We start from the raw sequence: 21069 nt of genomic DNA, 5'->3' as shown, positions 1-21069 counted from the left end.
GCAGCGGCGGGCTGGTGGGCGATGGGCCGCCTGACGCTTGTGTAAAACCCTGCGCCGGGCGTCGATCAGCCGCCAACGCCAGCCCCGCTAGGCGCCACCCTTTACGATCGGGCATAAAAAACGCAGCCGGTCAGGGCTGCGTTTTTCTGCTTGGGGCCTGCTGGCGGGCTCAGTGCCCGACCACCACCCGGCTCGAACCCTCGGCCGGCGCGGCGTATACCGGGCCAAGGCGATCCAGGCGTCCGCTCCAGGCGGTCAGGGCCAGGGCGCCCAGCACCACCAGGCCACCGATCCAGGCGGTGTGGATCAGCCCCAGGTGGGCGACGATCAGGCCGCCACCCCAGGCGCCGCCGGCGATGCCGAGGTTGAAGGCGGCGATGTTCAGGCCCGAGGCCACGTCCACCGCCTGCGGGGTGTGGTGTTCGGCCTGGCGCACCACGTAGACCTGCAGGCCCGGTACGTTGCCGAAGGCCACGGCGCCCCACACCAGCACGGTGGCCAGTGCCAGCCAAGGGTTGCCAGCGGTGAAGGTGAGCAGGAACAGCACGCCGGCCAGCAGGGCGAAGATGATCTTCAGGGCGCTGATCGGGCCGCGCTTGTCCGCCAGCTTGCCGCCCCAGATGTTGCCCACGGCGACCGAGATGCCGTAGACCAGCAGCACCAGGCTGACGGTGCTGGCGCTGAAGCCGGAAATGTCCTGGAGAATCGGCGCGAGGAAGGTGAAGGCGATGAACGAGCCGCCGTAGCCCACCGCGGTCATGGCGTACACCAGCAGCAGGCGTGGTTGTTTCAGCACTTGCAGTTGTTGCAGCAAGGACGCCGGTTTGCTGTGGGCGATGTTTTTCGGCACGTAGATCAAGCTGCCGATAAAGGCGAACACCCCCAGCGCGGACACGACGAGGAAGGTTTCGCGCCAGCCGAAATGCTGGCCGATAAAGGTCCCCAGCGGCACGCCGGTGACCAGGGCCACGGTCAGGCCGGTGAACATGATGGCAATCGCGCTGGCGGCTTTCTCCTTGGGCACCAGGCTGGTGGCGATGGTCGAGCCGATGGAGAAGAACACGCCATGGGCCAGGCCGGTGACGATTCGCGCCAGGACCAGGGATTCATAGCCGGGCGCTTGCCAGGCCAGCAGGTTGCCGAGGGTGAACAGCACCATCAGCGACAGCAGCAACAGTTTGCGCGGGACCTTGCCGGTCAGCGCGGTGAGCACCGGCGCGCCGACGGCGACACCCAGGGCGTACAGGCTGACCAGCAGCCCGGCGGACGGCAGGCTGACGCCGAGGTCGGCGCCGATGGTGGGTAACAGACCAACGATGACGAACTCAGTCGTCCCGATGGCGAAGGCGCTCAGGGTCAGCGCGAGCAAGGCAATGGGCATGGCTGCAACTCCGGTGGATTCGATAATGGAGCGCAGTGTCCGGATTCGACTCGTGCGGAAAAATAGCGGTTTCGGTATTTGATATTTGACCAGTGGGCAAATATCGAATGACGGCAGGCTTCTGTAGGCGAGAAGCTTGCTCGCGATAAGGCCGGCGCGATGCCCCAGGCAGCCCGCGGCCCAATGTCAGTGGCGAATCAACCGGGTCCGCAACTCAAGGCTGGCCTGCGGCTCGAGGTCCAGCCAGAAATGCTGTTTGCCGGCGATCTCGGCGGCCGCGGGCAGGCCGTCGCGGTACACCAGCCGGTTGCCGGCCAGGGCCGGGACCTTCGGCCCGGGCAGCAGGGTGCCGGCGAGGTTCAGCGGGTCGACGCCACACACCGCGATCAGGCTGCCGTCCAGCGGGCGTCGGCGAACCTCGCGCAACAGGGCGATGGCCTCGGGCAGGGCGAACTGCTCGCCGGCCAGGCCGCTGACAAAACGCCCGCCACGGATTTCGCCGCGGGCCTCCAGCCGATGGAAGGTGCGCAGCAGTTCGCGCCAGCTCGGCAGCCAGTCGGCCTCGCGCTCCAGCAGGCGCCAGAACACCACGCCATAACGCCGCAACAGGGTCATGGCGATGTGTTCCAGGGTGGCCGGTGGGAGTGCCTGCGCATGGCTGCCAACGCCCTCCAGCACCCGCGACGGACGCCGCAGCAGGGCCCAACGCCCCGCATCGTCCATGCCGCCGACCAGCGCCCCGCGCCCGCGCCGGCTGCTGCGGGCCTGGCGCTTGCTGGCCGGGGTGATCAAGGCGCGCAGGCCGGCAAAGCTGTCGGCATTCACCAGCCCGGCGGCCACCAGTTCCTGCAGGGCGATCTCCAGTTCGGTGCGCAGGACATGGGCTTCGTGCTGTAACTCATCGAAGAACAAGGCGCCGTGCTGGCGCAAGGCTTCATGGACCTTCTGCGCCTTGGGCGACAGCTCGCTGCTGTCGGGCTGCGCGCCCAATCCGCTCCACAGCGCGACCTGGCTGCGGGGCAGCAACACGATCGGCGTGTTGCGCAGGGTCGCACCGGCGGCTTTGTGTGGGGCGCTGAGCCGGCTCCAGACCACCTTGCCGTTGCGGCACAGCTCATCCAGCCAGGTGACGGAGTAATCCTTGATCCGCGCCGGCAGCAGGTCGCTGTCCCAGGCACCGGCCGCGGCGGCATAGCCCTCGAACTGGGCGACCGTCTGCGCCAGCATGGCGCTGCCCTGGCCCTGGGTGGCGCTGGACAGGTGCTGCCAGTCGAACAGAAAACGCATCAGGTCCTGCAGCGACACCGGTTCGATTTCCCGGCGCAGGCGTTTGACGGTGTAGCGATGAATCCGCGCCAGCAGATGCCGTTCGCACCATTCCTCCCGGGACTCGCCGGGGCTGAAGCGGCCGCGCAGCACATAACCTTCACCTTCCAGTTGCGCCAGAACCTGGGCGATCTCGCCGGCGCTCAGGCCCAGGGGTGCGGCGATGGCTTCCAGCGGCAAGGGGCCGAAGCCGCTGAGCCGGGTTCGAATCACCTCCAGCAGCGCTTCATCGCGCTGCCATTGTTCATCGAAGCCGGGCGGAGCCTCGAGAACCGGTTGCAACGGCGCCTGTGGATAGATCGCCCGCAGGCAGCCCAGGCGCTCGACAGCCAGCCACAGGGCCTGCTCGCCGTCGATCTGCAACCGGCTGGCGCGCCCGCTGTCCGCCAGGGCTTGCAGCCAATCGGTCCACTGTGGATTGGCATGGGCCTCCTGCTCGCCGATGCAGGCCAGGCTCATCAGCGCTTCATGCATTTCATCCGGGGTGCCGGGGGCGGGCCAGGCCTCCTCGCGTACCGACTGGATGGCCTCGGCATCCAGGGCGCCAAGGTCGTCGCTGGATTCGGGGTCGCTCCAGCGACGGCTGAGCACGGCCTGGGTCCGCCGCTCTTCCAAAGGCGCATCGTCGAGGAAGGTGTAAGGCCGGGCGCTGAGGATTTCCGCGGCCAGCGGCGAGGGCGCCGGCAGGTCGCGGCTGATCAGGCGCAGTTCGCCGCGCTCCATGCGCCGCAACAGCTTCAGCCAGCCCTCGCTGTCCATGGCTTCGTGCAGGCAGTCGTCCAGGGTCTGCTCCACCAGCGGATGGTCGGGAATCTGCCGTTCGCCGGCGAGGTTTTCCAGGCAGGCGATCTGCTCGGGAAACACGCTGGCGATCAGGTCTTCGCTTTTCATCCGCTGGATCTGCGGCGCCACCTTGCGCCCGCCGACAAAGCGAGGCAGCGCCAGGGCCACCCCGGCATTCCAGCGCCAGCGCACGCCGAACAGCGGCGCGTCCAGCACGGCCTGGAGCAGGATGTGTTCGGCGCTGTTGCTGTGCAGGTAACGCCAGACTTCGTCGAGTTCGAAACTGTGGCTGGTGGACAGCGACAGCACGATGGCGTCTTCGCTGGCGGCGGCCTGCAGTTCGAAGTTGAAGGTGCGGCAGAAGCGCTTGCGCAGCGCCAGGCCCCAGGCGCGGTTGATCCGGCTGCCGAACGGCGTGTGGATGATCAGTTGGGTGCCGCCGGACTCATCGAAAAAGCGCTCCATGATCAGCGTGTCCTGGGACGGCAGAGCGCCCAGGCTCTGGCGTGCGCGGGCCAGGTAGTCGACCAGTTGTTCGGCGCTGGCGGCGTCCAGGCCAAGGCTGTCGCCGAGCCAGTCGAGGGCCGACTGCAACTGGCCGGGCGTAGCGCCGAGCAGTTCGTCGAGCCGGGCCAGCAGACGCGCCACGGCAAACGACAGTTCGGTGCTGCGCCCGGGGGCTTCGCCGAGCCAGAACGGGATGGTCGGCGGCTGGCCGTGGGCGTCCTCGACCCGCACCCGGCCGGTTTCCACCCGCAGGATGCGGTACGAGGTATTGCCCAGCTGGAACACATCGCCGGCGATGCTTTCCACCGCGAAGTCTTCGTTGACGCTGCCGATATTCAGCGCCTGGGGTTCCAGCAGCACGGCATAGTCGGCGTTGTCGGGGATGGTGCCGCCGCTGGTCACCGCCGTCAGCTGGCTGCCTCGGCGGCCGCGCAGGCTACGGTTGACGGCGTCGCGATGCAGGTAGGCGCTGCGAATGCCCTGGCGCCCGTTGTAGCCCTCGGCGAGCATGCGCAGCAGCGCCTGGAAATGCCCTTCGTCGAGGTCGCTGTAGGGCGAGGCGCGGCGGATCATTTCCAGCAGCGGCTGCTCCTGCCATTCCTGGTTGCTGACTTCGGCGACGATCTGCTGCGCCAGCACATCCAGCGGCGCCTTGGGGATCTGTAAGGTATCGAGTTCGCCGCGGTGCACGCAGTCGAGCAGGGCGGCGCATTCGATCAGGTCGTTGCGGGTCAGGGCGAACAGGCGGCCCTTGGGCGTACCGCCAACCTGGTGCCCGGAGCGCCCGACCCTTTGCAGGAAAGCCGAGATCGAGCGCGGCGAGCCGACCTGGCACACCAGATCGACATCGCCGATATCGATGCCCAGCTCCAGCGAGGCGGTGGCAATCAACACCTGCAAATCGCCGCGCTTGAGGCGTTGTTCGGCGTCCAGGCGAAATTCCTTGGCCAGGCTGCCATGGTGGGCGGCCACCGCGTCCTTGCCCAGGCGCTCGCTCAGGTGGCGGCTCAGGCGCTCGGCCAGGCGCCGGGTGTTGACGAACACCAGGGTGGTGCGGTGTTCCCGCGCCAGTTCGGCGATACGCTCGTAGACCAGCTCCCAGACGTCGTTGGCCATGACCGCCGACAGCGGCACGGGCGGCACTTCGATGGCCAGGTCCCGGGGGCGGGCGTGGCCGATGTCGACGATCTCGCAGGGGCGTTCATGACCGACCAGGAAACGCGATACCGCTTCGATGGGCTTCTGCGTGGCCGACAGGCCGATGCGCGTCAGCGGCTCGCCACACAGCGCTTGCAGGCGCTCCAGGCTCAGCGCCAGGTGGCTGCCACGCTTGCTGGCGGCGATGGCGTGGATCTCGTCGACTATCACCGTGCGCGTACTGGCGAGCATCTGCCGGCCAGAGGTCGAACCCAGCAGCACATACAGCGATTCGGGGGTGGTCACCAGGATATGCGGTGCGCTCTTGCGCATGGCGCTGCGGTCTTTTTGCGGGGTGTCGCCAGTGCGTACCGCGGTGCTTATGCGCAACTGCGGCAGGCCCATGCGTTCGAGCTGCGCGGTAATCCCGGCCAGCGGGTCCTGCAGGTTGATCTGGATATCGTTGCTCAGGGCCTTGAGCGGCGAGACGTACACCACCAGGGTCTGCTCCGGCAGCGTGCCACCGTTTGCCAGGCCCCGATGCACCAGCTCGTCGATCACCGCGAGGAAGGCGGTCAGGGTCTTGCCGGAGCCGGTGGGCGCGGCGATCAGGGTCGAGCGGCGCTGGCGAATCAGCGGCCAGGCCCGGGCCTGGGCGGCGGTCGGCGCCGGGAAGCAGCTGTTGAACCAGGCGCTGACCGCGGGGTGGAAACCCGGCAGGGCGTCGGCGGGGATCTGGGGAAGGTTCATGCACAACGTTATGCGACCGCCGGGGCGAAGTTGCAAGGCTGTCTCGTCAGTGGCTACACGGACACCACGTACTCTGTAGCCGCTGCCGCAGGCTGCGATCGACCGCGTAGCGGTCGTAAAACCAGCCAATGCGATTTTCCAGACAGATCGCGGACTCAGGGTTTGCGGCAACTGTGTTGCCGATCGCAGCCTCGCGGGGCTACAGGGGGACGGTATGAGCGACGGCGCTGCACTTTCTCAGTGACGGTTGCGCCGGAAACCCGCAAAATGCAACGATTCTGAGCAATATTCATGGCCAAACCCGCGGGTCTGGCCGATTCAAACCATCGTTCCGAACAGATTGGGCCTGCTGACTCTATGCGAATGCGCCTTATGTTACTGGGTGGCGGAAATGCCCTTGGGCAGGCGCTGATTCGCCTCGGGGCAGAGGAAGACATCGGTTTCCTCGCCCCCCGCCCGCCGCAAGACGGCTGGGATGCCGCGAGCCTGACGCAACTGCTCGACGACACCCGTCCGGATGCCTTGATCAACCTTGCGTACTACTTCGACTGGTTCCAGGCGGAGAGTGTCCCCGAGGCACGCCTGGCCAGCCAGGAACGGGCGGTCGAGCGGCTTTCCGAGCTGTGCCAGCATCACAACATCATTCTTCTGCAGCCTTCCAGCTACCGCGTGTTCGACGGTTCGCGGGCCACTGCCTACAGCGAAAAGGACGAACCGGTACCGCTGGGCCTGCGTGGCCAGGCCTTGTGGCGGATCGAGCAGAATGTGCGCGCCACCTGCCCGCAGCATGTGCTGCTGCGTTTCGGCTGGCTGCTGGACGATAGCGCCGAAGGCACCCTGGGGCGTTTCCTGGCGCGTGCCGAGCATCCCGGAGAGCTGTTGTTGGCCGACGACCGCCGGGGTAACCCGACGCCGGTGGACGATGCTGCCCGGGTGATCATTTCCGTGCTCAAGCAACTCGATTGCGCCGCGCCGCTGTGGGGCACCTACCACTACGCCGGCCATGAGGCGACCACGCCGCTGGCGCTGGGCCAGGCGATCCTCACCGAGGCCCGCAGCCTGCATCCGCTGGCCATCGAGGCGCCGACCGCCCAGGCCCACGCGGCCCGGCCGGACGCCGCCGAAGAACCGCAGCACGCGGTGCTGGCCTGCAAGAAAATCCTGCACACCTTCGGGATCAAGCCACGCGCCTGGCGCGCGGCACTCCCGGCTCTACTGGATAGGTTTTATCGTCATGGCTGATGGCCCAATTCTGATCACCGGCGGTGCCGGTTTCATCGGTTCGCACCTGACCGACGCTTTGCTCGCCAAGGGCTACTCGGTGCGGATCCTCGACGATCTGTCCACTGGTAAACCCAGCAACCTGCCGCTGGACAACCCGCGGGTCGAACTGATCGAAGGCGACGTCGCCGATGCGGCCCTGGTGGCGCGGGCGATGAGTGGCTGCCGTGCGGTCGCGCACCTGGCGGCGGTCGCCTCGGTGCAAGCCTCGGTGGACGATCCGGTGCGTACCCACCAGAGCAACTTCATCGGCACCCTCAACGTCTGTGAGGCCATGCGCCAGGCCGGCGTCAAGCGCGTGCTGTTCGCTTCCAGCGCGGCGGTCTATGGCAACAACGGCGAGGGCGAATCGATCGACGAAGACACGCCCAAGGCACCGTTGACGCCCTATGCGTCGGACAAGCTGGCCAGCGAGTACTACCTTGATTTCTATCGCCGCCAGCATGGCCTGGAGCCGGCGATCTTCCGCTTCTTCAACATCTTCGGGCCGCGCCAGGATCCGTCCTCGCCGTACTCCGGGGTCATCAGCATCTTTTGCGAGCGCGCGCAGAAAGGCCTGCCGATCACCGTGTTCGGCGATGGCGAGCAGACCCGCGATTTCATGTATGTCGAAGACCTGGTGGACGTGCTGGTGCAGTCCCTGGAGATGCCGCAGCTGGAAGTCGGCGCGGTGAATATCGGCCTGAACCAGGCCACCACCCTCAAGCAATTGCTCGAGGCCCTGGGCGAGGTGGTGGGGCAGTTGCCACCGATCAGCTACGGCCCGGCGCGTTCGGGGGATATTCGCCATTCGCGGGCGAACAACCAGCGCCTGTTGCAGCGCTTCAAGTTCCCCGAGCCAACCCCGATGAGCGTCGGGCTGGCACGTTTGCTGGGCCTCTGAGCTTTCCCCAGCGATGAAAAAAGGCGCCTTTGCAGGCGCCTTTTTTGTCTGGTCGATTTAGAACTTGTAGCCCAGACCGACCATGTAGACCCATGGATCGACGTCCACGTCGACCTTGGCTCGGGTGCCGCCGGCGACCGCGTTGTTGTTCACGTAGGCGGTGGTGTCGATGTCCACGTAACGCACCTGGGCGTTGATCATCACGTTGTCGGTCAGCATGTAATCGGCACCGACCTGCCAGGCCAGGCCCCAGGAGTTCTTCGCCCGGAAATTGTCGAAACCGGCGGCGCTGGCGCGGCTGCCGACGTGCTCGTCATAGATCCAGGTGTAGTTGATACCGGCACCGACGTAAGGCTGGAAAGCGGCCTTGTGGTCCAGCGGGTAGTACACGACGCTCAGGGTCGGCGGCAGGTGCTTGAGGGTACCGAGCTTGCCGTTGGCGGCGTCCAGTGCGGTGCCCTTGAGCTTCACGTCATGCTCGAACGGGGTGGCCGCGAGCAGTTCGATACCGACGTTGTTGGTCAGCATGTAGGCGAAGTTCAGGCCCAGCTGGGTGTCGCTGCTCATGGTCGCCTTGCCACCGAGGTTGGCACCGGCCAACGGACCGCGGTCGACCTTGACGTCGCCGCTGTCGGCTTTCGGATTGACGGTGATGGCACCGGCGCGAACGATGATGTCGCCCGCTTCGTGGGCGTGGGCGAGCGGGGCGGCGAGCGCGAGCGCGAACAGGGAGGCGCTGAGCAGGGACTTGTGCATGGGAGCTCCAAAGGACGATTCGAGTTGGCTAGGTCCAATGGTAAGGATCGTCAAGGAACAGGCTTTGACTCAGCTCAATGAAAACCGGATCAGCGTCGAAGCAGGGGAACCGCGGGTGCTGTGTACGCTGCGAAACTGATCGCGAGCAAGCTTGCGGCGACAGGGAACTGTGCTGTTTTGTGGGCGCAGGCTTGCTTGCGATAAGGTCATGAATGGCACTGCGGAAAACGCGGTTTCACTCCTGCAACTCGTACACGTAGATCTTCTGCGCCTCCATCTGGTAACCCGCGTCGGCGATTTCGCTGGTGGACGCCTTGACCTGCATCGGCCCTTCGATCCAGTACGGCTGATACAACTCGTCGAGCTTCACGCCGACTGCGCTTTTTACGTGCACGATCTGGTTCGACGGCGGTGGCGGTACGTGGATGCAGGCGCCGAAATACGGCACCAGCAGAAATTCCGTGGTGCGGCCTTCCTCACTGACTTCCAGCGGCACTATGTAGCCGGGCAGGCGCACCGACAGGCCGTCCAGGCTCTGCACCACCGGGGCATTGGGCATCTCCTGCTTGGCCGCCGGGGCGGACTCGGCGGCCAGGGCGTCGCTCATCTGCGACAAGTCGTGCAGCGGTTTCATGTTCGGTACTTCCGCCGGCGCGTCCGGCGGGATCATTTCCGACCAGGCCAGGTCCCGGGGTTCGGTGGCCCACAGTGGCAGGGCGACCAGCATCAACAGTGCAAGCAGGGCGCGGGGCATACCGGAGCTCCTCATGACTAGAGACCTCATAAACGGATGGACAGGCCATCGGCCAGCGATTGTCGGTAGGCGCGCCAGGCCGGCACGCTGCCCATCAGCAGGGCGGCGATCAGGATACCGCCGAGCAGCGTCCACTCATACTCGCTCGGCCAGGCCAGCGGCAGGTACAGACCGTAGGTCGATTGCACATAACCCTGGGCCAGGGCGATGCCCAGGTACAGCAGGCCCAGCCCGGCGAGCACGCCGAACAGCGCCAGGGCGAAGGCTTCCAGCACCAGCAAGGTCGCGATATGCCAGGGGCGAGCGCCGACCGAACGCAGGATCGCCATCTCCCGGCGGCGCTCGTTGAGGCTGGTGAGGATCGCCGTGAGCATGCCGATCAGGCCGGTCAACACCACGAACAACGACACCACGAACAAGGCCTTTTCCGCGGTGCCCATCAGGCTCCACAGCTCCTGCAGAGCGACCCCGGGCAGGATCGCCAGCATCGGTTCGCCGCGGTATTCGTTGATCTCGCGCTGCACGGCGAAGGTGGCGATCTTGCTGTTCAGGCCGAGCATGAAGGCGGTGATCGCTTGCGGCGTCAGGTCCATGTTGCGCGCCTGGTCGGCGCTGATGCGGCCGTTGCCCTGGGCCGGCACGCCGTTGTGCCAGTCGATGTGGATCGCCTCCATGCCGCCGAGGCTGATGTGCAGCGTGCGGTCCACCGGGGTGCCGGTGCGCTTGAGGATGCCGACCACGGTGAAGGGTTTGTCGTCGTGCTTGACCAGGCTGATGGCCGCCACGCCGTGGGCCAGCACCAGCTTGTCACCGAGCTTGTAATGCAGGGCCTCGGCGACTTCGGCGCCGAGCACCACTTCGAACGGATCGCTGGCGAACTCGCGGCCGCTGGCCAGTTGCAGGTTCTGCTGGTGGCCGTATTGGTAGTGCTCGAAGTAGGCCACGGTGGTGCCCATCACCCGGTAGCCACGATGGGAGTCGCCGAGGGAAATCGGGATCGCCCATTTCACCTTCGGGCTACTCGCGAAGTGCTCGAAGCTGTCCCAGCGGATGTTGTTGGTGGCGTTGCCGATGCGGAACACCGAATACAGCAGCAGGTTCACCGAACCGGAGCGGGCACCGACGATCAGGTCGGTGCCGCTGATGGTGCTGGCGAAACTGGCGCGGGCTTCGGTGCGCACCCGTTCGACCGCCAGCAGCAGGCAGACCGACAGGGCGATGGCGAAGGCGGTGAGGATCGCGGTGAAGCGACGGTTAGCCAGGCTGGCCATGGCTAGACGGAACAGATACATCTCAGACCTCTGCGGGCGTGGCGGCGCGATTGAGTTCGGCCAGAGACAGGTTGCGATCGAACAGCGGCGCCAGGCTCTGATCGTGGCTGACGAACAGCAGGCTGGCCCCGGCCTCGCGGCATTCGGCGAACAACAGGCGGATAAAGGCTTCGCGGGCGTCGTAGTCCAGCGCCGAGGTGGGCTCGTCGGCGATCACCAGTTCCGGCTGGCCGATCAGTGCGCGGGCGGCGGCGACCCGTTGTTGCTGGCCGATGGACAGCGAGTCGGCGCGGCGACCGAGCAGGTCGGGGTCTTTCAACCCTAGGTGGGCGAGCAGGGTGGCCGCCGCCTGGTCGACACTGCCGTGGCGCTGCACGGCGCGGCCGGCGCGCAATCTGGAGAAGTGGCAGGGCAGCTCGACGTTCTCGCGCACCGAGAGAAACGGCAGCAGGTTGAACTGCTGGAAGATGTAGCCGGTGTGATCGACCCGGAAGCGGTCGCGGGCGCCGGCGGAAAGTTCGGTCAGCTCCTGGCCCAGCAAGCGGATGCTGCCGCGACCGGGTTTCTGCACGCCGCCGAGCAGGCCGAGCAGGGTGGTCTTGCCGCTGCCGCTGGGGCCCTTGAGGAACAGCGTTTCACCCGCTTCCAGGCGAAATGCCGGGATATCCAGCAACTGCGGATGGCCGGGCCAGCTGAAGCCCAGGTCGGACAATTCGATAAGTGCTTGGGTCATGTTGGGCCGATCATGGTGTGAGTTTTGTAGCCGCTGCCGAAGGCTGCGATAAGGTCCGCAGGACCTTCCGAGGACCTCAAGAGCAATCGATCACAGCCTGTGGCAGCCGGCTACAGGGGTCGCGGTCAGAACTTCAGGCTGGCGGCCTTGGAGGTCGCTTCCACGCCTTGCTGGCCACTTGGCGAGATGAGTTGTACCTGAATTTTCTGGGTGGCGGGGAAGGTCTTGAATACGCCGGCCAGGTCCAGGCTCTTCAGCGCGCCCGGCGTGGCACAGGTGAACTGGTAGTGCGCATGGATCTCGCTGTGTTCGTGGTGATGCTCGTGACCGTTGGCGTCCTTCGCTTCGTCATGGTCCTCGTCGTGATCCTCGGGCTTGTCGCCGAACAGCGGGCTTTCCAGTTCCTGTTGCGCAACTACGCAACCGGCGGCGGGCGGCAGGCTGAACAGCGCCAGCGGTTTTTCCAGCTGGGCCCGTACGGCGGCGATCTTGGCCTTGTCCGCGTCGGTGCTGGCGGCGTGTTCGAAACCCACCAGGTTCATCGCCGGGCTTTCCAGTTCAAGCTCCAGGGTCTGGCCGTCCAGCGCGGCGTTCAGGCGGGCCACGCCATGCTCGTGAGCGCCGAGGCTGCCGTGCTCATGGTCGTGATCGTGTTTTTCGGCCGCGTGAGCGATGGCCAATGGCAACAGGGCGAACGGCAGGGCGAGTAGCAGACGACGCATGGCAAGTCTCCGGAGCGAACATGAAAAAAATGTTATGTAATCTTATAACAATGGTGGCGAGAGTTTGACCGCCTGCTTGGCGTTGCGCAAGACGCATGGGAGCATGCTCGTCAGAAAAGATCGGGAGCAGAGCGATGGTGCGGATTCGTGGAAGCATCGGCGAATGGCCGGTGGATTTGACCCTGGAACTGGACGAGGCCGACTGGGATCAGTTGAGTGCCCGGTTGGGGGCGCCGTTGCAGGCGGCCAAAACCGAAGGTGGCATGCCTGTGGCCAAGCCTGTGAGCCAGGACGATGCGTTGTGGCAGACCGCCAGGGACTTGCTGCGCAAGGCCGGGCAATTGAGTGGCCCGGACCTGCTGGAGCAATTGGAAGGCCTGACCGGCAGCGCCGCGGCGGGCAAGCGCCTGCTGGTGCGTCTGCGTCATAGCACACAGGTCAAGGTGGTGAGCGGCGGTGATACGCCGCTCTACAGCTGGATCGAGTAGGCGAAGGCTGCGCCGGCTTGCGATAAACCGGCGCGGCTATCAGCTATGAATCAGTACAGCGCGGCGAACAGCTTGCGGCGGTAGGTGGTCACCAGCGGGTGATCGTTGCCCAGCAGCTCGAACACTTGCAGCAAGGTCTTGTGCGGCAGGCCTTCGTTGTAGCCGCGGTTGCGGATGAACAGCTTGAGCAGCGCATCCAGCGCCGCGTCGTACTGCTGGCGCGCCAGTTGCTGGATGGCCAACTGATACACCGCCTCGTCATCCTGCGGGTTCTGCGCCAGGCGGCTTTTCAGGTCGGCGCTGTCCGGCAGGTCGGCGGCCTGCTTGAGGAAGGTGATCTGCGCCTTGGCTCCGGCCAGCGCGGCCTTGTGCTCATCACCGGTGACCGCGTCGAGCACGGTCTGGGCTTCGCCCAGTTCACCGCGTTCGGCCAGGCAGCGGGCGTAGAGGATCAGCGCCTTGGCGTTGCTGTTGTCTTCGCCCAACAGCACTTTCAGCGTGGCCTCGGCCTCGGCGATGCGGCCTTCGGCGAACAGCGTTTCAGCCTGTTCCAGCGGGTCGGCGGCCTTGGGCGGCGGTATCTGCACATGGGGTTCGAGCATGGTGCGCACCGCGGACTCCGGTTGCGCCCCGGCAAAGCCGTCCACCGGCTGGCCGTCCTTGAACAGCACCACGGTCGGCAGGCTGCGAATGCCGAAGCGGGCGACGATGTCCTGCTCGATATCGCAGTTGACCTTGGCCAGCAGCAACTCGCCCTGATAGCTCTCGGCGATCTGTTGCAGCATCGGCATCAGCGCCTTGCAGGGCGCGCACCATTCGGCCCAGAAATCCACCAGTACCGGCTTGTGGAACGAGTTCTCGATCACCGACTGGTCGAAGTCGGCGGTGCTGGCGTCGAAAATGTACGGCGTGTCCTGACTCATGGGGGATCTCGAAGAACGTGAATGGGCCAACTATAAGGCTTGGCGGGGGGCGACTGAAAGCGGGGCATGGGGTGGCCGGCAGATTGTTTCGTGGGCAAGCCTCGCTCCTACGGATGCCACTGAACTTTAGTAGGCGCGAGGCTTGCCCGCGATCTGTCCTTCATCAATCGCGCTGCGCGTGATACAGGCTCACATCGCGGAACTCCCAGGGCTCGGCCAGATCCGGCAGGGTCAGGGCGTGGAGCATTTCCAGGCGTCGGTACAGCGGATGCTGGAAGTCCTTGACCCGGGAGTCCGCCACCAGCGCTTGCCGTCCGCGGCTGAGGAATTCATCCAGCAGTGGCAGGTTGGCGCGGTCGTAGAGCACGTCGGCCACCAGGATCAGGTCGAAGCGATCGGCTTCCGCGAAGAAGTCCGTGGAGTAACCCAGCTCAACCCCATTGAGCGCGGCATTCGCCCGGCAGGCGGCAATGGCCAGCGGGTCGAGGTCGCAGGCCACCACTTCCAGTGCGCCGGCCTTCAGCGCCGCGATGCCGGCCACGCCGGAGCCGGCGCCGAAATCCAGTACCCGCTTGCCTTGCACCCACTGCGGCCGTTCGGCCAGGTAGCGGGCCAGGGCCAGGCCGCTGGCCCAGCAGAAACTCCAGTACGGCGGTTCGTGGAGAATTCGCCGGGTTTCTTCCGGGGTGAAGGCACGGTCCATGTTGTCAGCATCGATCAACCACAGCTTCAGCTCGGTGTCCGGCAGTTCGCAGGCCACCAGCTGGGCATCGCCCAGCAGGTCGCTCAGGGCGCGTTGCAGGTCGAGCGGTGGGGTCATGGTGCTTTGACGAATTGCAGCTGCCCCACGGCCTGGGTGGTCGGCTGGGTGATGAGTTGCGCCGGCAGGTGCAGGATCAACTGGCCGGACTGGCTGGCGCGGCCGCGCAGTTCGACGCGGGCGCCCGCCGGGAAGACATCGGGATTGAAGCGCAGGCGAAACGGCAGGACCTTGTTGTTGCCGATCAGGTTGCTGCTGGCCAGCAGGCGTTGCGGCCGGCCGCGCTCGTCGATCACCAGCAGCGCCAGTTCCACTTCGGCACCGCTCGGTACGCCTTGCAGGGTGCCGCTCAGTTCACGCTGGTAGGCCGGCAGGGGGCCGAGGTCGGTGGACTCCTGGGCTTTTTTCACACTCTGCTGGGGCGGCACGGTGGAGACGGCCGGTTTCGGGGCATCGCTGCTGCAAGCCACCAGCAGGCTGAAAAGGCTGAGCAAAACGAGCGGTCGTAGTGGCATGCGAAGCTCCAACAAGGCGAAATTCCATGTGCAAAACATAATAGTCGGTCTGTATACCGTAAAGGCTATGGCTTGTCTTGCCAGTGGGATGCGCTACCATGGCCCTCCCTTTTTTTGTTGCCTGCCACCATGCACTGTCCCTTCTGCGGTGCCAACGACACCAAGGTCATCGACTCGCGTCTGGTCGCCGAAGGCGAACAGGTGCGCCGCCGGCGTGAATGCCTGGCCTGCGGTGAACGTTTCACCACTTTCGAAACCGCCGAACTGGTGTTGCCGCGCCTGATCAAGACCGACGGCAGCCGCCAGCCCTTCGACGAAGAAAAACTCCGCGCTGGCATGCAGCGTGCCCTGGAAAAACGTCCGGTCAGCGTCGAGCGCCTGGAAGCCGCGTTGGTGCATATCAAGCACAAGCTGCGCGCCACCGGCGAACGCGAGGTCAAATCCCTGGTCGTCGGCGAACTGGTGATGGCCGAGCTGCAAAAGCTCGATGAAGTGGCCTATATCCGCTTCGCCTCGGTCTACCGGCGCTTCCAGGATCTCAACGAATTCCGCGAAGAGATCGACCGTCTCGCCCGCGAGCCGGGCAAAGAATGAACATCTCCGGCGAACAGGCGGTACTCGACGCCCACTACATGGCGCGAGCCCTGGAGCTGGCCGCCAAAGGCCGCTTCAGCACTCACCCCAATCCGCGGGTCGGTTGTGTGATCGTGCGTGACGGCCAGGTCGTCGGCGAAGGCTGGCATGTGCGGGCCGGCGAGCCCCATGCCGAAGTCCATGCCCTGCGTGCCGCCGGTGCCAACGCCCGCGGCGCCACCGCTTACGTGACCCTCGAACCCTGCAGCCATCACGGCCGTACGCCGCCGTGCGCCGATGCCCTGGTGGATGCCGGCGTGGCGCGGGTCGTGGCGGCGATGCAGGACCCCAACCCGGAAGTCGCCGGCCGTGGCCTGCAGCGCCTGGCCCAGGCCGGCATTGCCACCCACAGTGGGGTGATGGAGCAGGAAGCCCGGGCGCTCAACCGGGGTTTCCTCAAGCGTATGGAACACGGCTTGCCGTTCGTGCGGGTCAAGCTGGCCATGAGCCTGGACGGGCGCACCGCCATGGCCAGCGGCGAAAGCCAGTGGATCACCGGCCCCGCCGCGCGTTCCGCGGTGCAGCGCCTGCGGGCCGAGGCCAGCGTGGTGTTGACCGGTGCCGACACGGTGCTGGCGGACAACGCCCGGCTGACCGTGCGTGCCGAGGAGCTGGGGCTGGATGCGGAGCAGACCGCCCTGGCCATGAGCCGTCCACCCTTGCGCATATTGATCGACGGCCGCCTGCGAGTACCGCTCGATGCACCATTCTTCAAGGCGGGGCCGGCGCTGGTCGCTACCTGCGCCGCGGTGGAAGAGCAGTACGCCAACGGTCCGGAATGCCTGATCGTGCCGGGTGCCGATGGCCAGGTGGACCTGCGTCGGCTGCTGAGCGAGCTGGCCGCCCGTGGCGTCAACGAGGTGTTGGTGGAAGCCGGCCCACGCCTGGCGGGTGCCTTTGCCCAGCAAGGCTTGGTGGACGAGTACCAGATCTTTGTCGCCGGCAAGTTCCTTGGTTCCTCGGCGCGGCCGCTGCTCGACTGGCCGCTGACGCAGATGCGCGAGGCGCCGCAGCTGAAAATCATTGAAATGCGCGCCGTAGGCGATGACTGGCGAGTCATTGCCATTCCTCTGCCAGCAGCGAGCGTATAATTTCGGGCCTTCGCCACGCGGCGACCCTGTTCTCGAGGAGGACTCCATGTTTACAGGCATCATCGAATCCATCGGCAGCATCCGTGCATTGAACCCCAAAGGCGGCGATGTGCGGGTGTATGTGGAAACCGGCAAGCTCGACCTGGGCGACGTGAAGCTGGGCGACAGCATCGCGGTGAACGGCGTTTGCCTGACCGCAGTGGAACTGCCGGGCGACGGCTTCTGGGCCGACGTCAGCCGCGAGACCCTGGATTGCACCGCTTTCCATCAATTGAAGGCCGGCAGCCGGGTCAACCTGGAAAAGGCCCTGACCCCGACCACCCGCCTCGGTGGTCACCTGGTCAGTGGCCACGTCGACGGTGTCGGCGAGGTGGTGGCCCGGGAGGAGAATGCCCGCGCCATCCAGTTCCGCATCCGCGCGCCCAAGGACCTGGCCAAGTACATCGCCCACAAGGGCTCGATCACCGTCGACGGCACCAGCCTGACGGTCAACGCGGTCAATGGCGCCGAGTTCGAGCTGACCATCGTCCCGCACACGCTGGCCGAAACCATCATGGCCGACTACCGGCCGGGCCGTCAGGTCAACCTCGAGGTCGACCTGCTGGCGCGTTACCTGGAGCGCCTGCTGCTGGGCGACAAGGCCGCGGAGCCTTCGAGCGGCGGCATTACCGAAAGTTTTCTGGCCGCTAACGGCTACCTCAAATCCTGACTCAAGGGGGTGCCGCGTGGCGCTCAACAGCATCGAAGAACTGGTTGAAGACATCCGCCAAGGCAAGATGGTCATCCTCATGGATGATGAAGACCGCGAGAACGAAGGCGACCTGATCATGGCCGCCGAGTGCTGCAAGGCCGAGCACATCAACTTCATGGCCAAGCACGCCCGCGGCCTGATCTGCATGCCGATGAGCCGCGAGCGTTGCGAGCTGCTCAAGCTGCCTTTGATGGCGCCGCGCAACGGTTCCGGGTTCGGCACCAAGTTCACCGTGTCCATCGAGGCCACCACCGGCGTGACCACCGGCATCTCCGCCGCCGATCGTGCGCGCACGGTGCAGGCGGCTGCCGCCAAGGACGCCAAGGCCGAAGACATCGTCAGCCCGGGCCACATCTTCCCGCTGATGGCCCAGCCGGGTGGCACCCTGGCCCGTGCCGGCCACACCGAAGCCGCCTGCGACCTGGCGCGCATGGCCGGTTTCGAGCCGAGCGGGGTGATCTGCGAAGTGATGAACGATGACGGCACCATGTCCCGTCGCGCCGAGCTGGAAGCCTTCGCCGCCGAACACAACATCAAGATCGGCACCATCGCCGACCTGATTCACTACCGGATGATCCACGAACGTACCGTTCAGCGGATTGCCGAGCAGCCGCTGGACAGCGAATTGGGCCAGTTCAACCTGGTGACCTACCGTGATTCGGTGGAAGGCGACGTGCACATGGCGCTGACCCTGGGCAACATCTGCGCCGAAGAACCGACCCTGGTTCGCGTGCACAACATGGACCCGCTGCGCGACCTGCTGATGGTCAAGCAGCCTGGCCGCTGGAGCCTGCGGGCCGCGATGGCCACGGTGGCCGAGGCCGGCAGCGGCGTGGTGCTGTTGCTGGGCCACCCGCTGGACGGTGACGTGCTGCTGGCGCATATCCGCGAAACGGCCGAGCACGCACCTGCGAAAAAACCGACCACCTACAGCATCGTCGGTGCCGGTTCGCAGATCCTGCGCGACCTGGGCGTACGCAAAATGCGCCTGATGAGTGCGCCGATGAAATTTAATGCGATATCCGGTTTCGACCTGGAAGTTGTAGAATACGTGCCCTCCGAATAAAAGCCGGTTGTTGCGGGCTTGAAATTCGCGGTTCAAATATCACTAGTGAGCGCGTAGTGAACGCGCTCCGGCTCTTTAAGAGATTTGTCGAATGACCCTGAAGACCATCGAAGGTACCTTCATCGCCCCCAAAGGCCGCTATGCCCTGGTGGTCGGCCGTTTCAACAGCTTCGTCGTCGAAAGCCTGGTCAGCGGCGCCGTTGACGCCCTGGTTCGTCACGGCGTGAGCGAAAGCGACATCACCGTGATCCGTGCCCCTGGCGCCTTCGAGATTCCGCTGGTTGCGCAGAAAGTCGCGCAGAAGGGCGAGTTCGCGGCGATCATCGCCCTGGGGGCGGTCATTCGTGGCGGCACTCCGCACTTCGAATACGTGGCGGGCGAATGCACCAAGGGCCTGGCCCAGGTGTCCATGGAGTTCGGCGTACCGGTCGCCTTCGGCGTGCTGACCGTCGACTCGATCGAGCAAGCCATCGAACGTTCCGGCACCAAGGCCGGCAACAAAGGTGCTGAAGCTGCCTTGTCCGCTCTGGAAATGGTCAGCCTGCTGGCGCAGTTGGAGGCCAAGTGATTAGCGACGAAAGCGATCGTTTCAACCCGCGCGATCCGAAACCTGCGGACGCTGGCAAGCCATCCAAGAGCGCCAAGCGTCGCGAAGCCCGTCAGCTCGCGACCCAGGCGCTGTACCAATGGCACATGGCCAAGCACTCGCTGAACGAGATCGAAGCGCAGTTTCGGGTCGACAACGATTTCACCGACATCGACGGTGCCTACTTCCGTGAGATCCTGCACGGCGTTCCGGCCAACAAGAACGAGATCGACAACGCTCTCGCCCCTTGCCTGGACCTCAGCATCGAAGAGCTGGATCCGGTCGAGCTGGCGGTCCTGCGCCTGTCCACCTGGGAACTGCTCAAGCGCGTCGACGTGCCGTACCGCGTTGTGATCAACGAAGGTATCGAACTGGCCAAGGTCTTCGGTTCCACCGACGGCCACAAGTTCGTCAACGGCGTACTCGACAAGCTGGCCCCGCGTCTGCGTGAAGCTGAAGTGAAGGCATTCAAGCGCTGATCCGCGCTTGCAGCTGCCATGGGCGAGTTTGAGCTGATCCGTAACTTCTTCGCTGCCGCGCCTTGTGCGCAGGGCGGCGAGGGCGTTGCACTGGGGGTTGGCGACGACTGCGCCTTGCTGGCTGTTCCCCCCGGCGAACAGTTGGCGATTTCCACCGACACCCTGGTGGCCGGTGTGCATTTCGCAGACCCCTGCGACCCTTTCCTGCTCGGCCAGCGCTCGCTGGCAGTGGCGGTCAGCGACCTGGCGGCCATGGGTGCCGCGCCCGTCGCCTTCACCCTTGCCCTGACCCTGCCGACAGTCGAAGCCGATTGGCTGCAAGCCTATGCCAACGGCCTGAGCGTCATGGCGCAGAGCTGTGGCGTGCGCCTGGTAGGCGGCGACACCACGCGCGGCCCGTTGACCCTGACCATGACCGTGTTCGGTCGCGTGCCTGCCGGCCAGGCCCTGACCCGCAGCGGTGCCCGTCCGGGCGATCTGCTGTGTGTGGGGGGCGAGCTGGGCAATGGCGCTGGGGCCTTGCCGCTGGTGCTCGGGCAGCGCAGCGCCGATCCGGCGGTCGCCGAACCCTTGCTGGCCCACTACTGGTCGCCGCAACCGCAACTGGCCCTGGGTCAGGCGCTGCGTGGCAAGGCCAGCGCGGCCATGGATATCTCCGACGGCCTGCTGGCCGACTGCGGGCACATTGCTGCGGCTTCGGCTGTCGGATTGCTGATCGAAAGTGAAAAACTGCCGATGTCCCGGGCGTTGTTGAGCTTTCTCGGTGAGAATGACGCCCGCTCGGCGGCACTCAGCGGTGGCGACGATTACGTGCTGGTCTTCACCTTGCCCGAAGCCGAGCTGGCGCCGCTGCTCGCCGCCGGTTGGCCAGTGCATGTGCTGGGCCGGGTGGTGGCCGGGCAGGGCGTGGTGCTGCTGGACGCCGAGGGGCGGGACATCACCCCGAGCACTCGGGGCTATCAACATTTTCGGGAGACACCGTGACAGATCATCCCAAACAGGTTCCGGCAGAGTGCGTGCCGCCTTCCGTCTGGCGTAATCCCTGGCATTTTCTGGCCTTCGGCTTCGGTTCGGGCACCTTGCCCAAGGCCCCGGGGACCTGGGGGTCGCTGGTGGCGCTACCGTTCATTCCGCTGTGGCAGATGCTGCCGGACTGGGGCTACTGGCTGATGCTCGGCATCACCATGCTGTTCGGCTTCTGGCTGTGCGGCAAGGTGGCCGACGACCTGCGGGTGCATGACCACGAGGGCATCGTCTGGGACGAAATGGTCGGCATGTGGATCACCCTGTGGCTGGTGCCGGAAGGCTGGCAGTGGTTGCTGGCGGGCTTCCTGATGTTCCGCTTCTTCGACATTCTCAAGCCCTGGCCGATTCGCTGGATCGACCGGCATGTGCACGGCGGTATCGGGATCATGCTCGACGACGTGCTGGCCGGTGTCTTCGCCTGGTTGGCGATGCAGGGGCTGGTGTGGTGCTTTGCCTGAGGAATCAGC

At 65.6% G+C, this 21069-nt stretch carries 21 protein-coding genes; 11 read left to right on the top strand and 10 right to left on the bottom strand.

Going from position 1 to position 21069, the window contains the following annotated elements; translation table 11 throughout:
* Positions 1 to 169 precede the first annotated feature (169 nt).
* Positions 170 to 1381, bottom strand: a complete 1212-nt coding sequence (locus H0I86_RS28170; protein WP_180922972.1) for an MFS transporter — start codon at positions 1379 to 1381, stop codon at positions 170 to 172.
* A 186-nt stretch (positions 1382 to 1567) separates the two neighbouring features.
* On the bottom strand, positions 1568 to 5884 hold the full coding sequence (locus tag H0I86_RS28165; RefSeq protein WP_180922971.1) for a DEAD/DEAH box helicase: 4317 nt from the start codon (positions 5882 to 5884) through the stop codon (positions 1568 to 1570).
* A gap of 357 nt (positions 5885 to 6241) precedes the next feature.
* On the opposite strand from H0I86_RS28165, the gene H0I86_RS28160 reads away from it, so the two are divergent.
* The gene (locus H0I86_RS28160; protein WP_180922970.1) at positions 6242 to 7126 is read left to right on the top strand and encodes a sugar nucleotide-binding protein; all 885 of its coding nucleotides are present in this window, start codon (positions 6242 to 6244) and stop codon (positions 7124 to 7126) included.
* Positions 7119 to 8048 (top strand): UDP-N-acetylglucosamine epimerase PgnE, encoded by a 930-nt coding sequence (pgnE, locus tag H0I86_RS28155; RefSeq protein WP_038575419.1) that lies wholly within the window; start codon positions 7119 to 7121, stop codon positions 8046 to 8048. Before H0I86_RS28160 ends, pgnE begins: the two co-directional genes overlap by 8 nt.
* 57 nt (positions 8049 to 8105) lie before the next feature.
* On the opposite strand, the gene H0I86_RS28150 is transcribed toward pgnE, so the two are convergent.
* The 5 genes from H0I86_RS28150 to H0I86_RS28130 form a co-directional block, all read right to left on the bottom strand.
* Entirely contained in the window at positions 8106 to 8804 is a 699-nt protein-coding gene (locus H0I86_RS28150; protein ID WP_101339242.1) for an OmpW/AlkL family protein, read from the bottom strand.
* A 235-nt stretch (positions 8805 to 9039) separates the two neighbouring features.
* On the bottom strand, positions 9040 to 9558 hold the full coding sequence (locus tag H0I86_RS28145; RefSeq protein WP_180922969.1) for a DUF3299 domain-containing protein: 519 nt from the start codon (positions 9556 to 9558) through the stop codon (positions 9040 to 9042).
* A gap of 26 nt (positions 9559 to 9584) precedes the next feature.
* Entirely contained in the window at positions 9585 to 10850 is a 1266-nt protein-coding gene (locus H0I86_RS28140) for an ABC transporter permease (RefSeq protein ID WP_180922968.1), read from the bottom strand.
* A gap of 1 nt (position 10851) precedes the next feature.
* Positions 10852 to 11562 carry an ABC transporter ATP-binding protein gene (locus tag H0I86_RS28135; RefSeq protein WP_180922967.1) on the bottom strand — a complete coding sequence of 237 codons (711 nt, stop codon included), beginning with the start codon at positions 11560 to 11562 and terminating at the stop codon, positions 10852 to 10854.
* 125 nt (positions 11563 to 11687) lie between these two features.
* Positions 11688 to 12284, bottom strand: a complete 597-nt coding sequence (locus H0I86_RS28130; protein ID WP_180922966.1) for a DUF2796 domain-containing protein — start codon at positions 12282 to 12284, stop codon at positions 11688 to 11690.
* A gap of 134 nt (positions 12285 to 12418) precedes the next feature.
* Here H0I86_RS28130 and H0I86_RS28125 point away from each other — a divergent pair, with 134 nt between their 5' ends.
* Positions 12419 to 12772: a hypothetical protein gene (locus tag H0I86_RS28125; RefSeq protein ID WP_180922965.1), complete on the top strand. Its 354-nt coding sequence runs from the start codon at positions 12419 to 12421 to the stop codon at positions 12770 to 12772.
* Between the two features lie 50 nt (positions 12773 to 12822).
* Here the strand turns inward: H0I86_RS28125 and trxA are convergent, their stop codons facing one another.
* From trxA to H0I86_RS28110, 3 genes are all read right to left on the bottom strand, one after another.
* On the bottom strand, positions 12823 to 13695 hold the full coding sequence (gene trxA, locus H0I86_RS28120) for a thioredoxin (protein ID WP_180922964.1): 873 nt from the start codon (positions 13693 to 13695) through the stop codon (positions 12823 to 12825).
* A 163-nt stretch (positions 13696 to 13858) separates the two neighbouring features.
* On the bottom strand, positions 13859 to 14515 hold the full coding sequence (locus tag H0I86_RS28115) for a class I SAM-dependent methyltransferase (RefSeq protein ID WP_180922963.1): 657 nt from the start codon (positions 14513 to 14515) through the stop codon (positions 13859 to 13861).
* A complete protein-coding gene (locus tag H0I86_RS28110; RefSeq protein WP_180922962.1) occupies positions 14512 to 14970 on the bottom strand; it encodes a hypothetical protein in 459 nt (152 codons plus the stop codon). Before H0I86_RS28110 ends, H0I86_RS28115 begins: the two co-directional genes overlap by 4 nt.
* 129 nt (positions 14971 to 15099) lie before the next feature.
* On the opposite strand from H0I86_RS28110, the gene nrdR reads away from it, so the two are divergent.
* From nrdR to H0I86_RS28070, 8 genes are all read left to right on the top strand, one after another.
* Positions 15100 to 15564: a transcriptional regulator NrdR gene (gene nrdR, locus H0I86_RS28105; protein WP_007924133.1), complete on the top strand. Its 465-nt coding sequence runs from the start codon at positions 15100 to 15102 to the stop codon at positions 15562 to 15564.
* Positions 15561 to 16694 (top strand): bifunctional diaminohydroxyphosphoribosylaminopyrimidine deaminase/5-amino-6-(5-phosphoribosylamino)uracil reductase RibD, encoded by a 1134-nt coding sequence (ribD, locus tag H0I86_RS28100; protein WP_180922961.1) that lies wholly within the window; start codon positions 15561 to 15563, stop codon positions 16692 to 16694. The genes nrdR and ribD overlap by 4 nt, the downstream gene beginning before the upstream one ends.
* Positions 16695 to 16740: 46 nt before the next feature.
* A complete protein-coding gene (locus H0I86_RS28095; RefSeq protein WP_180922960.1) occupies positions 16741 to 17403 on the top strand; it encodes a riboflavin synthase in 663 nt (220 codons plus the stop codon).
* 16 nt (positions 17404 to 17419) lie between these two features.
* Positions 17420 to 18511, top strand: a complete 1092-nt coding sequence (ribBA, locus tag H0I86_RS28090; protein ID WP_016702666.1) for a bifunctional 3,4-dihydroxy-2-butanone-4-phosphate synthase/GTP cyclohydrolase II — start codon at positions 17420 to 17422, stop codon at positions 18509 to 18511.
* Between the two features lie 91 nt (positions 18512 to 18602).
* The gene (ribH, locus tag H0I86_RS28085) at positions 18603 to 19079 is read left to right on the top strand and encodes a 6,7-dimethyl-8-ribityllumazine synthase (protein WP_007924117.1); all 477 of its coding nucleotides are present in this window, start codon (positions 18603 to 18605) and stop codon (positions 19077 to 19079) included.
* Positions 19076 to 19576, top strand: coding sequence for a transcription antitermination factor NusB (gene nusB, locus H0I86_RS28080; RefSeq protein WP_180922959.1), 501 nt, complete (start codon positions 19076 to 19078; stop codon positions 19574 to 19576). Before ribH ends, nusB begins: the two co-directional genes overlap by 4 nt.
* Before the next feature lie 18 nt (positions 19577 to 19594).
* Positions 19595 to 20560 carry a thiamine-phosphate kinase gene (gene thiL / locus H0I86_RS28075; RefSeq protein ID WP_180922958.1) on the top strand — a complete coding sequence of 322 codons (966 nt, stop codon included), beginning with the start codon at positions 19595 to 19597 and terminating at the stop codon, positions 20558 to 20560.
* Positions 20557 to 21060 carry a phosphatidylglycerophosphatase A family protein gene (locus H0I86_RS28070; protein ID WP_038575438.1) on the top strand — a complete coding sequence of 168 codons (504 nt, stop codon included), beginning with the start codon at positions 20557 to 20559 and terminating at the stop codon, positions 21058 to 21060. Before thiL ends, H0I86_RS28070 begins: the two co-directional genes overlap by 4 nt.
* Positions 21061 to 21069: the final 9 nt, after the last annotated feature.

Source organism: Pseudomonas chlororaphis subsp. aurantiaca (genome assembly GCF_013466605.1).
GTDB lineage: Bacteria > Pseudomonadota > Gammaproteobacteria > Pseudomonadales > Pseudomonadaceae > Aquipseudomonas > Aquipseudomonas chlororaphis_I.
This window is presented reverse-complemented; position numbering and strand designations above follow the sequence as displayed.

Excerpts from the sequence above, each read along its gene's own strand:
- H0I86_RS28170 (WP_180922972.1), bottom strand. The coding sequence starts at position 1,381 with ATGCCCATTGCCTTGCTCGCGCTGACCCTGAGCGCCTTCGCCATCGGG.
- H0I86_RS28165 (WP_180922971.1), bottom strand. The coding sequence starts at position 5,884 with ATGAACCTTCCCCAGATCCCCGCCGACGCCCTGCCGGGTTTCCACCCC.
- H0I86_RS28160 (WP_180922970.1), top strand. The coding sequence starts at position 6,242 with ATGCGAATGCGCCTTATGTTACTGGGTGGCGGAAATGCCCTTGGGCAG.
- pgnE (WP_038575419.1), top strand. The coding sequence starts at position 7,119 with ATGGCTGATGGCCCAATTCTGATCACCGGCGGTGCCGGTTTCATCGGT.
- H0I86_RS28150 (WP_101339242.1), bottom strand. The coding sequence starts at position 8,804 with ATGCACAAGTCCCTGCTCAGCGCCTCCCTGTTCGCGCTCGCGCTCGCC.
- H0I86_RS28145 (WP_180922969.1), bottom strand. The coding sequence starts at position 9,558 with ATGCCCCGCGCCCTGCTTGCACTGTTGATGCTGGTCGCCCTGCCACTG.
- H0I86_RS28140 (WP_180922968.1), bottom strand. The coding sequence starts at position 10,850 with ATGTATCTGTTCCGTCTAGCCATGGCCAGCCTGGCTAACCGTCGCTTC.
- H0I86_RS28135 (WP_180922967.1), bottom strand. The coding sequence starts at position 11,562 with ATGACCCAAGCACTTATCGAATTGTCCGACCTGGGCTTCAGCTGGCCC.
- H0I86_RS28130 (WP_180922966.1), bottom strand. The coding sequence starts at position 12,284 with ATGCGTCGTCTGCTACTCGCCCTGCCGTTCGCCCTGTTGCCATTGGCC.
- H0I86_RS28125 (WP_180922965.1), top strand. The coding sequence starts at position 12,419 with ATGGTGCGGATTCGTGGAAGCATCGGCGAATGGCCGGTGGATTTGACC.
- trxA (WP_180922964.1), bottom strand. The coding sequence starts at position 13,695 with ATGAGTCAGGACACGCCGTACATTTTCGACGCCAGCACCGCCGACTTC.
- H0I86_RS28115 (WP_180922963.1), bottom strand. The coding sequence starts at position 14,515 with ATGACCCCACCGCTCGACCTGCAACGCGCCCTGAGCGACCTGCTGGGC.
- H0I86_RS28110 (WP_180922962.1), bottom strand. The coding sequence starts at position 14,970 with ATGCCACTACGACCGCTCGTTTTGCTCAGCCTTTTCAGCCTGCTGGTG.
- nrdR (WP_007924133.1), top strand. The coding sequence starts at position 15,100 with ATGCACTGTCCCTTCTGCGGTGCCAACGACACCAAGGTCATCGACTCG.
- ribD (WP_180922961.1), top strand. The coding sequence starts at position 15,561 with ATGAACATCTCCGGCGAACAGGCGGTACTCGACGCCCACTACATGGCG.
- H0I86_RS28095 (WP_180922960.1), top strand. The coding sequence starts at position 16,741 with ATGTTTACAGGCATCATCGAATCCATCGGCAGCATCCGTGCATTGAAC.
- ribH (WP_007924117.1), top strand. The coding sequence starts at position 18,603 with ATGACCCTGAAGACCATCGAAGGTACCTTCATCGCCCCCAAAGGCCGC.
- thiL (WP_180922958.1), top strand. The coding sequence starts at position 19,595 with ATGGGCGAGTTTGAGCTGATCCGTAACTTCTTCGCTGCCGCGCCTTGT.